The organism is Thalassococcus profundi (assembly GCF_003344785.1).
Classification (GTDB): Bacteria; Pseudomonadota; Alphaproteobacteria; order Rhodobacterales; family Rhodobacteraceae; genus Puniceibacterium; species Puniceibacterium profundi.
On sequence record NZ_QPMK01000023.1, the window covers coordinates 46,049 to 62,157 of the forward strand.

Here is a 16,109-nt window from a genome sequence, read left to right on the forward strand (position 1 = left end):
CGGCGCGATCAAAATGACCCTCTGGATAGCACGATGTGCCTGATGTCAGAAGGCTTTTGCAGGATTGCACGCTATGGCTGAACCGTGCCCGGCGCACCCGCGTCGTGGCTGCGGGGGGCCGTCGGCGGCGATGCGGGCGTCAGGCGCCTCCCGGCCCATGGCCTGCCGGACGTATGTCTGGGCCCGGGGCCACACCCACCGCGCGGCGGTGTGGCCCCGGGGCGGGATCAGTCGGCGCTCTGCGCCTCGAGCGCCTCAAGCCGCGCCGACAGCGTGTCGATGTCGCCGTGCAGTTCGGCGATGTAGATATGCGCCTTCTCCAGCTCGTTCAGCATTCCGGCCACCTTCTGCGTGACGTTGAACGGCCCGTCCTCGTCGGTGGGGCCGACATTGGGCAGGTGGCGGTTGCTGTACATCATCGCCGCCTGTTCGGAGATGCTGGGCAGCGGATAGTCGGCATCGAAGACCCGGTCGCAGCCGGCGCCGCAGACAGCGCCCGTGGTGGTCAGATCGCCCGACAGCACGACATTGCCGTCGCGGTCCATCGCGAATTGCAGACCGCCGTCGGAATGGCTGATCAGGAACCGGTTGGGCGCATTGTTCTCATGGGTGAAGAACCACGTCCCGGCGCCTGCATCGGTGTTCTCCATCGAGATGAACGACCCGCCGTTGTTGACGATCTTGACGGCATCGAGCGCTGCGTTGGTGCTGCGGGCGATATGCACCGCGGCGGTGGCGTTGAGGATGCCGATGCCGATGTTGTCGTCCTCGTCGACCACCAGCGCATTGCTGGACGCGCCCGGGCGCACCCGGAACGGCAGGGTCGAGCCGTTGGAGGCGTCGCGGAGGAAGAAGCTGGTTTCGTTGCCGGCCAGGTCCCAGGTCTGCGCGGCAAAGCCCGAAGAGGTGTTCTGTTCCAGCCGCAGGGTGGGCGTGTCGCCGTTGCTGGTGTGCAGTTCCGTCACCGGATTGGCGGTGCCGAACCCGGCGCGGCCGCCGCTGTCGATCACCAGCGCGTTGTTGGGGGCGTTGGCCTCGAAGGTGGCGACGCTGCGGTTGGCGGTGGCGTCGACGATGCGGAAATACTCGCCCCCGCCGTTGACGTTGGAATTGGCCTCGAGCCGCCAGTCCTGGTTGGGAAAGCTGCCCGCGCTCGACGTGTCGTCGAAATGGACCCGCAGGTTGTTTTCCTTCAGGCGGATCGTGTCGGCGCCGTAGCTTTCGCTGTTGGCGCAGTCGAAGCCGACGCAGAGGCTGTTGTAGATCGTGGTGTTCGAGTTGATCACGTTCTGTGCGCCGGCTGTCGTTGCCAGCAGGCACAGGGCCGCCGCCACGGCGGCGGGACTCCGGGAAAGTCGCGGGGAAAATCGTGTCATCTGTAATGCTCCTGTCGAAAAACGGACTCTTTGAAAGGGCAGGATCTCCTGCAATGGAGAAATCATCGGTGCCGTGCGGCGACGGGTCAAGGTGTCAATTCTGTCCGGGTGGTCCCGGCCAGGCCCGTCCGCCGCCGCAAGACCGGGTCAGCGCCCGGCCAGCGCCGCCTCGAGCCGGGCGATCCGGTCCTCCTGCTCCAGCGTGTAGAGCGTCAGTTCCTCGACCTTTTTCAGAAGCGCCATCTGCATGTCGGTCATGTCGAGGCCCTGCGCCGCGATCTCGGCCGCCGAGGGCACCTCGGGCAGGTGGCGGTTGGTGCCGATGAACGCCGCAACCTCGGCAAGCGGCCGCAGCGCGTAGTCGGGGCCAAAGACGTAATCGGGCACATTGAGCGTCGTGGCACCCGAGATGAAGTTGCCCTGCACCGTGAGGTCCCCGCCCGCGGACAGTTCCAGTTCCGGGCCGTCGTTCACACCGTCGGCGATGATGAAGCGGTGCGGATCGGCGTTTTCATGTACGATGAACCAGCTCTTGCCGGCCTCCTGGTTGTCGAGCGTCATGTAGGAGCCGCCATTGTTTTCCAGGCGCAAAAGTTCGCGCGCCGCCGGGGCCGCGGCGCTGTTGCGCACCACCATCGTGGCATCGTCGCCGCGAAAGAGCCCGTCGCCCGCCACTTCGAGTTTGGCCGCCACGGCGGTGCCGTTGAACGTGTCGAGCCCGACGCCGACGCGGCCGTCCTGTCCCAGAAGCAGGGTCGAGGATTCCGCCCCTTCCAGGACGCGCAGCGGAAGAGAGGGGGTTTCGAAATCAAACAGCGTGAATTCCGTGTCGCTGCCCTGCATAACCCAGTTGGCCGTGCCGCCGCCGCCGACCTCTTGCAGGCGGATCTGGGGCTTGGAGGCTCTCACGATGTGCAGCGAGCTTTGCGGCAGCATCGTGCCAAAGCCGATATTGCCGCCGCCGCTGACATAGAACGTGTTGTCCGGAGCGAACGACGCGATGGTGAAGGGCGTTGTGCCGTTGGTGGCATCCCTGATCGTGAACTTGTTCAGCCCGCCGCTGGCCGTGGCCAGGTTCTCGTTGATCCGAATGCGCCAGTCGCCATTCGGGAACCCGGTCGGCGACGTGTCTTCGAGAAGGATGCCGGGCTCGATATCCTTGATCGCGAGCCGGGTAGTTGACTCGAAGGTTTCGGCGATATCGCAGTCCCTGCCCATGCAGGTCGAGGCATTCAGCACCGTGTTGTCTTCGACGAAAAGGTCGGCAAGATTAGAATTCGGCGCGTCGCCGTCGGAAATCGTCACACCGCTGGTGAAGTTATCCTGGGCCAGAGCGGCCCCGGCGGGCAGCAGGCACAGAAGCGATGTGCAAAGCAGACGGTTGAAAGGCATGCGTGATCTCCAGTTATGACGAGGCCCCCGGATCATACGCATCCTCAATCCGGTTTCAAAAACAACGGGCGGCAGACCGGGGGGCAGGGCCGCATGTCACAATCCTAGGGACATTTTCCGGATCGGACAAACCTTTCGCGCCGGGCGGGTCACCGCTTTGGCGCGCCCGCCCCGATCAGCGCCTCAAGCCGTGCGACACGCGCCGCAAGCGCGGCGTTCCGGGCGCGCTCGGTCTCGACGGTGTCGTGCAGCCGGGCGATATACAAATGCGCCTTCTCCAGCTCGTTGAGCATGCCGCCGGTCATCGCGGTGATGTTGAAGGGGCCGTCCTCGGGCGTCGGGCCGACGGCTGGAAGGTGCTTTTTGGCGCGCATCATCGCGGCCTGTTCGGGGATGCTGGGCAGTGGGTAATCCGCATCGAAGACCCGGTCGCAGCCCGCGGCACAGGAGCCTGCGGTGAAAAGCTGGCCGGGAATGGTCAGGTCGCCCTCCGCGGTCAGGCTCATCTCCGGCCCGTCCGCCACCGCGTCGGCGATGATGAAGCGGTTGGGGGCGCTGTTCTCATGGGTGAAGAACCAGGTGGTGCCGGCATCCGTGTTCTCGAAGGTAAAATACGACCCGCCGTTGTTCGAGAGCTTGAAGAGTTCCTGCGCTCCGCTCGCGCCCGTATCCTCGACCAGCACTCGCGCGCTGTTGTCGGTGCGCAGGATGTGCAGGGGGGCCGCGGCAGGGCCGCCGACGCCGACGCCCGTGCCCAGCCCCAGATCGCCGTTCGATTCCATCACGAAGGATCCCGGCGGCACGTTCTGCTGAAGCCTGAACACGGCAAACTGGTCCTGGGCGATGGCCAGGCCGTTGTGGCTGCCCGAAATGCGCCAGTCCGCCGCCGGCAACCCGCCCGACGTGTCCTGTTCCAGCGTGACGGCGGGAAACGTCGCGCTGGTGATATGCAGCTCGTCACGGGGAAACATCGTGCCCAGCCCCACGTTGCCGAACTCGGTGATCCAGAGCGCATTGTCGGGCGCGCCCGCCTCGATCGTGAAGGGCACTGTGCCGTCGTTGAGATCGGCGATGGAAAACCGGTCGAGCCCGCCCGACACGATGTCATTGATCAGCAAGGCCCAGTCGTTGCCGGGAAAGGGGCTGGCACCGGGGGTGGTGTCGATGAATTCGACCCGGATGTCGTCGTCGGTGATCCGCAGGAGGGTTTCTTCGGGAAAGCTCTCGGTCTCGACGCAGGCGTTGCCGATGCAGACGCTGTCGTCGAGCACGGTGTCGCCGGTGACGAAGAGATCGGCCTGGGTGGTGTCCAGATCGGAGATGTCGACGCCTTCGCCGAACACCGCCTCCTGCGCCGGGGCGGCGGCGGCCAGGCTCAGCAGCAGGGCGGCCAGAGCGGCGGTGGGGGGGAAGCTGCGGGATGCTGTGCACGGGGTCGGCTGGGTCATGACGGTCCTTTCCGGCTATGTTTGTCTCTGCTCCCCGGTCAGGGGGCGACCAGCGTTTCGACCAGCGCCTCGAGCCGGGCGATACGGTCGTGCTGGGCGGCGTTTTCCGCGTGCAGCGCGGCGATGTAGAGATGCGCCTTTTCCAGCTCGTTGAGCATGCCGCCGGTCATGGCGGTGATGTTGAAGGGGCCGTCCTCGGGGGTGGGGCCGACGGCGGGAAGGTGTTTCTTGGCGCGCATCATCGCGGCCTGTTCGGGGATGCTGGGCAGTGGGTAATCCGCATCGAAGACCCGGTCGCAGCCCGCGGCACAGGAACCCGCGGTGAAAAGCTGGCCGGGGATGGTCAGGTCGCCCTCCGCGGTCAGGCTCATCTCCGGCCCGTCGGCCACCGCGTCGGTGATGATGAAGCGGTTGGGGGCGGCGTCTTCGTGCACGAAGAACCAGCTGGTTTCGGCGCGGGTGTTCTCCAGCGTGAAATAGGAGCCCGCGTTGTTGACCATCGCGAACATCTCGCGCGGGGCCGGGGGGCTGGACCTGGCATTTTCCACCCGCAGCGCGGCGGTGCCGTCATTGCGCGAGATGTGCAGCGATGCGTCGGGGGTGGCGGTGCCCATGCCCACATCGCCCGCGCCGGTCAGAACCCAGGCATCGTCGGGCGCGCCTTCGAGGATGGCGAAGGGAAAGGTGCCGCCGCCGGTGCTGTCGCGGTCGAACCAGCCCATGCCGTTCGTCGCCACGATCAGCGACCAGTCCGCGCCGGACCCCGCCTCTTGCAGGCGCAGCTTTTCGGTCAGGCCCGAGACCACGTGCAGATCGGCCTGCGGGATCGAGGTGCCGAACCCCACGCCGTTCGTGCCGATCCACAGCGCGTTGGTCGGCGCGTCGCCCTCGATGCTGAAAGGCGTGGTCAGGGCGTCGCGGTCCATGATGCGGAAGACACCGCGCGGCGCCGCCGTGTCGTTCGCCCGGAATTGCCAGGCGCGGTTCGGCTCGGTCACGGACGTGTCCTCGAAGATAAGCCGCGGCTCGGCGCCGCGTATCTGCAGCGATGTCGTCGTGGACACGGCCAGGGCGGCCTCGTCGCAACCGAACCCGATGCAGGCGGAGCCTTCGAAGAAGTTTCGGTTGCCGCGGAAGTGGTTGACCAGCGGACCCGGCGCGGGCTGGACGATGCTGCCGCCGACGGTGAGCCGGTCGCCCACGTCCAGATCGTCGGTTACGGTCAGGTCGCTGAATTCTCCGACGGGTTGTGCAGCTGCCGGGGCGGCGAGCATGAGAAGAAGAGCAGGCAGATACGCGATACGATGCATGGTCTAATATTTCCTTGGCAGATCAGGTGTGCAATGCGCCTATTCTAGCAGGGTTTCGACCAGCCTGCGCAAATCCGCAATCTCGCGCGCCTGTGCCTCGAGCCGCGCCTCCTGTTCGAGCGTATAGAGCGTGAGCTCCTCGATCTTCTTGAGCTGCGACAGCTGCATCTGCGTCAGATCAAGCCCGTCGCGCGCCACATCGGCGGCGGATGGCACATCCGGCAGGTGCCTGTTGGCGTCGATAAAGGCCGCGACCTCCGACAGGGAAGGCAGGGCGTAATCCGCCTCGAACACATAATCCGGCACATTCAGCGTGGTGGCGCCCACCACAAACCCGCCGGGCACGGTCAGCACGCCATCGGCGGTCAGGCTCAGTTCCGGCCCGTCGGCCACCGCGTCGGCGATGATGAAGCGATTGGGCGCGGCGTCTTCGTGGACGAAGAACCAGCTCGTCTCGGCGCGGGTGTTCTCGAGCGTGAAATACGATCCGCCATTGTTGCGCATGGCGAACATCTCGCGTGACGCCGGGGGACTTCTGTCGCTGTTTTCCACCAGTACCGAGGCGGTGCCGTCGTTGCGCAGGACATGCAGCGGCGCGGTGGGCGTGTCGGTGCCCATGCCCAGGTCTCCGGCGGCAGTATCGACAAACAGCGCCGCCTCGCCCGCATCGTTCCGCACCCTGAAATCGTAGCCGGAATTGCCCTGGTTCACAGCAAGTTCGCCGTCGCGCAGAACGACCCCATCATCGTCGGCACCGGTGTCGATGGCAAAGGGGGTGGCGACGGTGTCGGTCAGCAGAAAGCCCCCGCTGTCAACGCCCATCTGGTACGAGGTATCGCCCCCTGCGCCGGTTGCGGTCAGGCGCATGATGACATTGCCGCCGGTTCCGACAAGATGCAGCCGGTCCTGCGGAATGCTGGTGCCCAGCCCCAGCCATCCAAAGCTGCTGAGATAGATCGCATTTTCCGGCGCGCCCGCCTCAAGCCGCAGCAGATCGCGCCCGGTCTCGACATCCTCGATGGCGAAATACTCGCCGACGGAGATGTTGGTCTCTATTGCGAAATCGTTGGTGGGCGCGGGGGCATTGCTGCTGTCCTCGAAAATGAGGCGGGGAAAGCTGCTTTTGATCTTCAGACTGCCACTGAAGCTTTCCGAGCCGGTGCAGTCGATGCCCGCACACAGACGGCCGTCCACGCTGTGATCGCCCGACAGCACGGTCTGGGCGAGGGCGGGCAGGGGCAGGGCGAGGGCAAGGCAGAGGGGCAGGAGGCAAAGCTTGTCGGTCATCGGAAATCCTCGGGTCGGCTGGAATACCCGATCAAGCATAGCCGAGACCGCTCATGCGGCAAAGCAAACCGCGGCTGGCCGCGATCACTCCGCCGCCGCGGCCTCGAGCCGTGCGAGCCGTGCGTCGAGCCCGCGCAGGGCCGCGAGTTCCGCCCGCAGATCGGCGGTTTCGGCCTCCTGCGCCTGCAACCGGCGCTTTTGCGTGTCGATGATTTCCTGCTGCTCCAGCGTGTAGAGCGTCAGTTCCTCGACCTTCTTCAAGAGCCGCATCTGCATGTCGGTCATGTCGAGGCCCTGCGCCGCGATCTCGGCCGCCGAAGGCACCTCGGGCAGGTGGCGGTTGGTGCCGATGAACGCCGCAACCTCGGACAGCGGCCGCAGCGCGTAGCCGTCCTCGAACACGTAATCCGGCACATTCAGCGTGGTATTGCCCGAGATGAAGTTGCCCGGAATGGTCACGTCGCCGCCCGCGGTCAGGGTGAACTCCGGCCCGTCGGCTACCGCGTCGGCGATGATGAAGCGGTTGGGGGATGCGTTTTCATGGGTGAAGAACCAGGTCGTGCCCGCATCGGTGTTGTCGAGCGTGAAGAACGACCCGCCGTTGTTGCGCATGGTGAAAAGGCCGCGCGCACCCGCGGGGCTGGCGGTGGTGTTTTCCACCAGCACCTCTGCCGTGCCGTTGGTGCGCTGCAGGTGCAGCGGCGCGGTGGGGGTCAAGGTGCCCATGCCGATATCCCCGGTTCCGCCGTCCGCCCAGAATGATGTGCCATTATCCCAGCGCACCTCGAAATTGTAATCCCGTCGCCCGGTGTTGATTTGCGCAGTGTCGAATTCGAGGAAGATCGCGTTGTTCGGGGTGCCGGGCCGCATCGCGAAGGGGGTCGTTGTGTTGGTGATGTCCGACAGTCCGAAATCGCCGTTGCTGAAGATGACCGTCTCCCAGGCCTGGCCCAAGCCAAAGTCCGCGTTGGAGCGGTTGAGGCGAATGCCCGAGAGGGTGGTCGTTTCGACATGCAACTCGGCCTGCGGGATCAAGGTGCCCATCCCGATCTTGCCATCCGGGGCCACATAAAGGCTGTTGTCCGGCGCACCACCCCGCACCGAAACCGGCGTCGTGCCCGCCGTCAGGTCGCGGATCATGAAACGGTCGTCCGGCCCGGTGTCGTCGTTGGCCTTGAGCTGCCAATCGGTGTCCGGGAAGGCATTGTCGGTGTCGATGAAGTCGATCCGGTTGGCGAAACTGCGCAGCCGCAGGGTGGCCGAGACCGCGTCGTAGGTTTCGGTATCCAGACAGGCCGGGCCGACACACAGCTGGTCGCGGATCGTGGTGTTCGAGGTGATGACGTTCTGGGCAAGGGCCTGCAGGGGCAACAGGCTGGCAAGGGCAATGGCGGGCAAAAGACGGGGCATGTGGCAAGTCCTATTGAGATAAAACGCGTGTCGAATTCCCAAAAGGTTAACACCCGCCCCGCCTATTACTATGACTATTTGGTGCCCTGGGCCTCCAATGCGGTCATCCGTGCGCTCAGGGTGGCAATCGTCTGGCGCTCTGCCTCCAACTGCGCCACGCGATCTTCAAGCTCGGCGATATAGAGATGCGCCTTTTCCAGCTCGTTGAGCATCCCGCCGGTCATCGCGGTGATGTTGAAGGGGCCGTCCTCGGGGGTGGGGCCGACGGCGGGAAGGTGCTTGAGGGATTTCATCATCGCGGCCTGTTCGGCAATCGTGGGCAGCGGGTAATCTTGGTCGAACACCCGGTCGCAGCCCGCCGCGCAGCTGCCTGCAGTGAAAAGCTGGCCCTGGATCGTGAGGTCCCCATCCGCGGTCAGGCTCATCTCGGCGCCGTCCGTCACCGCGTCGGCGATGATGAAGCGGTTGGGGGCGCTGTTCTCGTGGGTGAAGAACCAGGCGGTCCCCGAATTGGTGTTGTCGAGCGTGAAATACGAGCCGCCGTTGTTCTCCATCCGGAACAGCTCGCGCGCCGCGGCCACGTTGCTGGTGTTGCGGACCTCGACCATGGCCTCCGTGCCGCGAAACAGCCCGTCGCCCCGGACGTCGAGAATGGCCTGCACATCGACATTGCCGATCGAGTCGTCGGTGTTGATGCCCACCCGCCCGCCGGTTTCGATCACCAGCGTGCCGTCCTCTGCCCCGTCCAGCAGCCGGAAAGGGAGGATGTCGCCGGCGCTGACGTCGCGGATGAAGAAGCCAAACTCATTGCTGCCGATATCGAAGGTCTGGTCGCCAAAGCTGCCGCCGATTTGTTCAAACCGGATCGTCGGGGTGTCGGAATTGACCACATGGATATCCTCGACGGGCAGTCCGGTGCCCAGGCCGATCCGCCCGGTTTCATCGACGACCAGCGCATCGGTGCGCGCCCCGGCATCGACGCGGAAGGGCTGGGTGTTGCCGTCGACATCCTGGATGCTGAAATAATCGTCACCGCCGTTGACCGTGTCGTTGATGATGATCCGCCAGTCGCCCGTGGGCCGACCGGCCGTGGTGGAATCGTCCTCGAAATGCAGCCGGACGCTGTTGCCCTTGAGGCGCAGTTCGTCCCCGAGCGGGTTTTCGGGGTCGATGCAGCCGGGCCCGACGCAGAGAAAGCTGCGGATCGTCGGGTTGGTGGTCGATAGCACCTCGGCCCCGGCGGGGGCGGCAAGGGCCAGAAGGCTTGGCAGGATCAGGGTCGCTTTGCGCAGTGTCATCGGGTCTCTCAGTTCTTCATGGTCTCAGTTTCGGGTGGGGCGGGGGCTGTCAGCGGCGTTCCAGCGCCGACAGCCGCGCTTCGAGCGCGGCGATCTGTGCTGCGCGCATCCGGTCGCGGTCTTCGAGCTGCGCAATGTAAAGATGCGCCTTCTCCAGCTCGTTGAGCATGCCGCCGGTCATGGCGGTGATGTTGAACGGGCCGTCCTCGGGGGTGGGGCCGACGGCGGGCAGGTGCTTTTTCTCGCGCATCAGTGCCGCCTGTTCGGCGATCGTGGGCAGCGGGTAGTCCGCATCGAACACCCGGTCGCAGCCCGCGGCACAGCTGCCCGCGGTGAAGAGCTGCCCCGGAATGGTCAGGTCGCCATCCGCCGTCAGCGTCAGTTCCGGCCCGTCGGTCACCGCATCGGCGATGATGAAGCGGTTGGGCGATGCGTTCTCGTGCGTGAAGAACCAGGTCGTGCCGGCGGCGGTGTTGTCCATCGTGAAATACGACCCGCCGTTGTTGCGCATCGCGAACATCTCTTGCGCGCCCGCGCCGCCGGTGTCCTCGACCAGCACCGAGGCGCTGCCATCGGCGCGCGTCACGTGCAGCGGTGCAGCGGGGGCGTTGGTGCCCAGGCCGACATCGCCAATGGAGCCGATATAGAGGCTGTTTTCCGGCGCGGCGCCGAGAATGCGCAGCGGACGGCGCCCGCCGAGGTCTTCCCGTCTCACGTTGAATTCGAAAGACGAGGCCTCGATATTCCACTGGCTTGGGGTGAACCCGCCCGAGCCGTCGCGTTCGAGCCGGATGATGGGGAGCACCGATGACACCACATGCAGGTTGGTTTGCGGCAGGCGGGTGCCGATGCCGATCCCGGTGTCGACGATATCGTCGTTGCGCGGGATACTGTCGATCGCCAGCGCGTTGTTGGGCGCATCGCCCCAGATCCGGAACGGTGCCGTATTGGCATCGAGATTGCGGATCACGAAGAACTCCGCGCCGTTGCTGCCGATGTCGTTGGCCTTGATCTCCCAGTCGGTGGTCGGAAGGCCGGCCGCGGTCGAGGTATCCTCGAGCACGATGCTGATGGCGGCCTGCTTGAGCCTGAGGTCGGTTTCGCCAAAGGTCTCGCCGCTGGCACAGCCTGCGCCGATGCAGGCGGAGCCGTCCACCACAAGGTCGTCGGCCAGGAATTGTTCGGCCTGGGCCGGGGGGGCAAGGTTCAGAGTGGCCCAGAGGGCGAGCGGCAGGATGCCTGGATTGCGGAACATGGTGACTCCTCCGACTGGATATGAACGCGGAGCCCGTGCTTCCAAAACCTGGCCGAACGCGGCACCCGGCCGGGAAAATTGTGCGAAACTCGGGGCGTATGCACCGTCACTCGGCAGCCAGCGCCGCCTCGATCCGGGTCAGGCGGGTCTCCAGCGTGCCGAGCCGCGCCAGTTCTCTTGCCTGCGCCCGGTTGGTCGCTTCCAGCTCCAGCGTATAGAGCGTGAGCTCCTCGATCTTCTTCAGCATCGTCATCTGCATCGCCGTCATGTCGAGGCCGTCTTCCGCGATCTGCGCCGCCGAGGGCACGTCGGGCAGGTGGCTATGCGCGTCGATGAAGGCCTGCACCTCGCTGAGCGGACGCAGGGCATAATCATCGGCGAACACGTAATCCGGCACGTTGAGCGTGGTGGAGCCCGAGATGAAATTGCCCGGGATGGTCACGTCGCCATCCGCGTTCAGGCTGAACTCCGGCCCGTCGGCCACCGCGTCGGCAATGATGAAGCGGTTGGGGGCGCTGTTCTCGTGGGTGAAGAACCAGGTGGTGCCGGCGCTCGTGTTCTCGAAGGTGAAGTAGGACCCGCCGTTGTTGCTGAGCTTGAACAGCTCCTGCGCGCCCGAGGATCCCGTATCCTCGACCAGCAGCCGCGCGGTGTTGTTGTTGCGGCGGATGTGCATCGGTGCCGTGGGGTTGCCGGTGCCGATCCCGATCTCGCCGGTGTCCTCGACCACCAGCGCATCGTCCGGGGCCTGGTCGTCGATGACGAAAGGCAGGGTGTTGCTGTCGCTGTCGCGGATGACGAAGCTGGTTTCGTTGCCGATCATCTCCCAGCGCTGGTTGCCGAAGCCGCCGGTCTGCTGAAGCATGATGCCGGGGCTGTCGTCGCCCACGATGTGCAGGCTGTTCTGAGGGATCGTGGTGCCCATGCCGATGCGGTCGCTGCTGTCGAGCCAGAGCGCGTTGTCGCGCACACCGCCTTCGATGGTGAAGGGAATGCTGCCGCCGTCGATGTCCTGGACCGCGAACTTGGTGATGCCGGTGTCGTTGATCACCAGCCGCCAGTCGTTGCTGGAAATCCCGCCGGAGCTGGAACTGTCCTCGAAGAGGATGTCCGGCTCCGACCACTTGAGCCGCAGCGGCCCCTGTTCGAAGGGCTCTGTCCCGTCGCAGGCCGGGCCGATACAGGCGCGCCCGTCGAAGATGTTGTTGGCGGCGCCGAAGAAGTTCGGACCGAAACCGTTCTGGGTGATGTCGCCCGACAGCGTCAGATCGTTTCCGGTGATGTTCTGCGCCGTGGCCGGGGCGGCGGCAAGGCAGAGGGCCGCCAGGGACAGACAGAGGGGGCGGAAATCAAGCGTCATCGGTAAATCCTTCTTCGGAAAATGCATCCCCGTCGGGGCGGTATGCGGAAAAGTCTAGGTGCCCGCGGCCGCTTGTGTCCAGTTTAACAACTCAAAGTTGAGAGGCGGGCGGCCGGGTCTGCGGCACGCAAAACGCCGCGCGAAAGGTCCCGCGCGGCGTTCCGGTCGCCTGCCCCGGCGACGGGGGCGATCAAGGCGTTTCGCGGTGACCCTGCATCACGCAACGCTGCCTGAAATCGAAGATGTCAACGCGTCAAGCGATGCACCCCGGTCCAGGTCAAAGGCAAGACGCTCTAGGGTCAGGCCCCATTACTCCTGCACCGTCAGCGCCTCAAAATGCGCGAATTCAGATGTTTGGCACGCGCCGGGAAGGCTGGCTGCCTTGGCAAGCGGGCCGAGCGGCTGAAAGCGTGCATTTCGAGGCGTCCGAAGGATTTGGCGGATTTCCCGCCCTGCTGCCTCTCAATGCTTTGAAATAGAAGCACTATTTCGGCAGCATTGGTCGTTGCAGGACAGAAAATCTGCCAAACTGACGGTGCAGGATTAATGGGTCCTGACCCTAGTCGGCGGTCTGCGCCTCGAGCGATTCCAGCCGGGCCGACAGCGTCGCGATCAGCGCCTGCTGTTCGGAGGTCTGCGCATGCAGCGCCTGGATCGCCGCCAGCGCCACCCCCGACGTATCCAGGGTCGAGATCGTGGTGTCGTTGTAGCCGGTGCCGAAGGCGGCGTGGAAATCCTGCGCCATCGGGCCGATATGGCGCGCGCCGGTGTCGGCATCGTGCTTGTAGGTCCAGCTGCTCAGCGGCAGGGCGCTGACCTTGGCCAGCACCTCGTGGCTGTCGATCGGTTCGATCGCCATCTTGGCGTTCTTGTCCGAGCTTTGGGTCAGCGTGCCGGCGATGATCAGGTTGCCGCCCGAAGTCAGCGTCAGCTCGGCCCCGTCGGCGACGGCGTCGGCGATGATGAAATCGTTGTTGCCGGTTTGTTGATGGGTGAAGAACCACGACGTGCCCGCGGCGGTGTTCTCCATCGTGATAAAGGAGCCGCCGTTGTTGACGATCTTGAGCGCATCGAGGGCGCTGCCGGTGCTGCGGTTGATATGCACGGCGGCGGTCGGGCTCTGGATGCCCAGGCCGATATCGCCGGTGCTGCCTTCGACGATCAGCGCGTTGGTGGGGGCGTTGGGGAACACCTTGAACGGCAGCCTGCTGCCGTTGGTGACGTCGCGCACGAAGAAGTTGGTCTCGTTGCCCGCGAGGTCCCAGGTCTGTGTGGCAAAGCCGCTCGATCCGTCCTGTTCCAGCCGCAGGGTCGGGGTGTTGCCCTGCTTGACGTGCAGATCAACCACCGGCGTCGAGGTGCCGAAGCCGACCTTGTTGTTGTCGGCCAGGTACAGCTGGTTGGAGCGCACACCGGATTCGATGGTGAAGGGCGTGCGGCTGGTGTCCAGGTCGTCGACCGAGAACTTGTTCTGCCCGCCGTTGACGCTGTCGTTGAAGGTGATCTGCCAGTCGACGGTCGGAAAGCTGCCCGAGGACGAGGTGTCGAAGGCGCGGATGCGCAGGTTGTTTTCCTTGAGCCGGATGGTGTCGAAGCCGAAGCTTTCGCCGTTGACGCAGTCGACGCCGACGCAGAGCGAGCCGTCGATGATCACGTCGTCGGTGAACACCTGGTCGGCGCTGGCCATGCCGGCCATGGCCACCAGCGCACTGGTGCCAAGAAAGGCTTTGAGGGAACGGGTCATCGGAAATCTCCTTGATGAAATATGTGATGCTGCGTGTCGGGGCGGGCGCTCAGCCCTCTTCTTCGGTGATCTCTTCGGGGGTGATGATGGCGCCGCGTTCGACGACGAAATGGCCGGTGCTGTAATAGGGCACGGCGGTGCTGTCGCGCTGCGCGTCGCCGCGGCCCTCGTCGGTCTGGTTGACGATGGCCTGGCGTTCCTCGGTGGCGGCGCGCAATTCGTAGCGGTAGACGCCGTCCATCGCATCGGCGCGGTCAAGCTCGAAGACCGGCGTGCCGGATTCCGCATAGATCTGGGTGATCTTGCCGTTGGGGGCGGCGACCACCAGCGTGGCGTTGCTGAGGCCGATCCAGTTCTCGAACCAGACGGCGTTGGAATTGTGCTGCTGGATCGGATCGGCGGCGCGCGCCGGACCGGTGGCGGCAAGGGCAAGGCTGACACTGAGGAGCAGGGAGCCGAGAATGCGGCGGGACATGAAAGCGGTTAACCTCGTTTTTGGGACGAACGTCTTCAGGATTTGTGACCGAACCTTGGTGAAGCACGGATGCCCGCGCAAGCATACATGAAGATTTGTGGACCGCTAAGCGCTAATTGCGTCTATTGTGTGTCCTGCGCACCCGGCCAGCGCGCTTCGGCCCGGGCCTGGGCCTCGTTGATCTGGTCGGGGGTCATCCGCTCGCGCAGCCCCAGGCCAAGCGGCAGCGCCGCCTCGAACCCGGCCGAGCCGGCCAGCGCCAGCCACATCTGCGCCAGCACGTAATCCTGCGGCACGCCGGTGCCGCGGATGTAGAGCAGCGCGAGATTGGCCATCGACGCCGGGTGGCCCTTTTCGGCGTTCGCGGCGAACAGCGCCGCCGCCTCCTGCCAGTCGGCGGGGCCGGGGGGTTCCCGGTGCACCAGCAGCCAGCCCATCTGGAACGCCGCCACCGGATCGCCCGTCCGGGCGGCATCGCGCAGCGCGGCGATCTCCTGCGGCTCCGACGGCGGCGGCGCCAGGCGCGGATCGTAGACGAATGTCGCCGCTTCCCGCGTCTCTCCGGCGCCGCCCAGCCGGTAGAGCCGGGCCGCCTCGGCATCGCTTTGCGGCACGCCAAAGCCGTTTTCGTACATCACGCCCAGGTTGGTCATGGCGGTGCGCAGCCCCTGTTCCGCGGCCCCGGCGAAAAGCTGTGCGGCGCGGTCGTAATCCTGCGGCACGCCGTGGCCGCGCACGTAGAGCAGGCCAAGGTTGTTCTGCGCCCGGGCATCGCCCGCCGCCGCAGGTCCTTCGTAGAGCGCCCGCGCCCGGGCAAAGTCCTGCGCCACGCCGCGGCCGTTCTGGTAGAGCATCCCCAGGCTGACCGCGGACCGGGTGTGTCCGGCCTCGGCGGCCTGCCCGTAAAGCGCCGCCGCCTCGGCCAGGGCGGCGTCATCGGCGGCGGTTTCCTCGAGCACCGCGGCCAGGTCGTGCAGGTGCTCCGGAGCGCCCTGGTCCGCGGCGGCGCGCAGCCACCGCCGCGCCTGCGCGGGATCGGCCGCGACGCCCAGGCCGGTGTGGTAATAGCGCCCCAGCCGGTTCTGCGCCTCGGCATTTCCGGCCTCGGCCGCGCGGGCATACCACTCGGCGGCCACAGCGAAGTTCTGCACCACGCCCGCCCCGTCGTGGTGGCGCTGGCCCAGGGCGATCTGCGCGGCGGTCCCGCCCGCGTCGGCCTGCGCCTGCAAGTCCGCCAGCGGCAGCTCGGCCAAATCCTGCGCGGGCAGCGCCTGCGGCAGAGCCAGTACCAGCGCCAGCAGTCCGGAGCGCAGGCCGCGGATCATTCGCTCCCCCGCACGGTCTGCTGCGTCCGGGGGGTGCGGGCCAGGATGGCGGCATGCAGGTCGCGGGCGCGGGCCTGGGCCTCGGCGATCTGCTCGGGCGTCATCAGCGCGGCGATCACCTCGCGGGTCTCGGCGGCCTCGGCATGGCCCGCCGCCCCGGCGAGGTTGAGCCAGGCATGGGCGGCGACGTAATCCTGCTCCAGCCCGTCGGCGCCGCTGGCATAGGCCTGGCCCAGCAGCGCCTGGGTGGCGACATCCCCGGCTTCGGCCGCCCGGCGGCGCCAGTCGTTGGCGCGGGCCTGGTCCTCGGGGGTGATGTCGGGGGTTTCCAGGAGCAGCGCCCCCAGCGCGGCCTGGGCGCCGCGCAGCCCGTCCTCGGCCTGTGCCGCCAGCCAGTCGCGCGCGGGTGCGTCGCCCGCCCGCGCCGCG

Annotated in this window: 12 protein-coding genes and 1 pseudogene; all 13 read right to left on the bottom strand. The window is 66.0% G+C overall.

Annotated features, from left to right (window positions below; genetic code table 11):
• Window positions 1-227: 227 nt before the first annotated feature.
• Window positions 228-1,376, bottom strand: a complete 1,149-nt coding sequence (locus DU478_RS20545; protein WP_147276393.1) for a hypothetical protein — start codon at window positions 1,374-1,376, stop codon at window positions 228-230.
• 147 nt (window positions 1,377-1,523) lie between these two features.
• A complete protein-coding gene (locus DU478_RS20550) occupies window positions 1,524-2,768 on the bottom strand; it encodes a hypothetical protein (RefSeq protein WP_114512742.1) in 1,245 nt (414 codons plus the stop codon).
• 149 nt (window positions 2,769-2,917) lie between these two features.
• Window positions 2,918-4,216: a hypothetical protein gene (locus DU478_RS20555; RefSeq protein WP_114512743.1), complete on the bottom strand. Its 1,299-nt coding sequence runs from the start codon at window positions 4,214-4,216 to the stop codon at window positions 2,918-2,920.
• Window positions 4,217-4,254: 38 nt separating this feature from the next.
• Window positions 4,255-5,526 (bottom strand): hypothetical protein, encoded by a 1,272-nt coding sequence (locus DU478_RS20560; protein WP_114512744.1) that lies wholly within the window; start codon window positions 5,524-5,526, stop codon window positions 4,255-4,257.
• Between the two features lie 39 nt (window positions 5,527-5,565).
• Window positions 5,566-6,813, bottom strand: a complete 1,248-nt coding sequence (locus tag DU478_RS20565) for a hypothetical protein (protein WP_114512745.1) — start codon at window positions 6,811-6,813, stop codon at window positions 5,566-5,568.
• A gap of 84 nt (window positions 6,814-6,897) precedes the next feature.
• Window positions 6,898-8,223 (bottom strand): hypothetical protein, encoded by a 1,326-nt coding sequence (locus tag DU478_RS20570; protein ID WP_114512746.1) that lies wholly within the window; start codon window positions 8,221-8,223, stop codon window positions 6,898-6,900.
• Between the two features lie 74 nt (window positions 8,224-8,297).
• Window positions 8,298-9,521, bottom strand: a complete 1,224-nt coding sequence (locus DU478_RS20575) for a hypothetical protein (RefSeq protein ID WP_114512747.1) — start codon at window positions 9,519-9,521, stop codon at window positions 8,298-8,300.
• Between the two features lie 49 nt (window positions 9,522-9,570).
• Window positions 9,571-10,776 (bottom strand): hypothetical protein, encoded by a 1,206-nt coding sequence (locus tag DU478_RS20580; RefSeq protein ID WP_114512748.1) that lies wholly within the window; start codon window positions 10,774-10,776, stop codon window positions 9,571-9,573.
• A gap of 106 nt (window positions 10,777-10,882) precedes the next feature.
• Window positions 10,883-12,136, bottom strand: a complete 1,254-nt coding sequence (locus DU478_RS20585; protein WP_114512749.1) for a hypothetical protein — start codon at window positions 12,134-12,136, stop codon at window positions 10,883-10,885.
• A gap of 559 nt (window positions 12,137-12,695) precedes the next feature.
• Complete coding sequence (locus DU478_RS20590) at window positions 12,696-13,880, bottom strand: tail fiber domain-containing protein (protein WP_158545825.1); 1,185 nt, start codon at window positions 13,878-13,880, stop codon at window positions 12,696-12,698.
• A 49-nt stretch (window positions 13,881-13,929) separates the two neighbouring features.
• The gene (locus DU478_RS23020; protein WP_158545826.1) at window positions 13,930-14,355 is read right to left on the bottom strand and encodes a hypothetical protein; all 426 of its coding nucleotides are present in this window, start codon (window positions 14,353-14,355) and stop codon (window positions 13,930-13,932) included.
• Window positions 14,356-14,477: 122 nt separating this feature from the next.
• Window positions 14,478-15,680, bottom strand: coding sequence for an SEL1-like repeat protein (locus DU478_RS20595; protein WP_114512751.1), 1,203 nt, complete (start codon window positions 15,678-15,680; stop codon window positions 14,478-14,480).
• Window positions 15,677-16,109: pseudogene (locus DU478_RS23025) on the bottom strand (hypothetical protein); the annotation flags it as partial. The gene DU478_RS20595 and the pseudogene DU478_RS23025, both read right to left, overlap by 4 nt.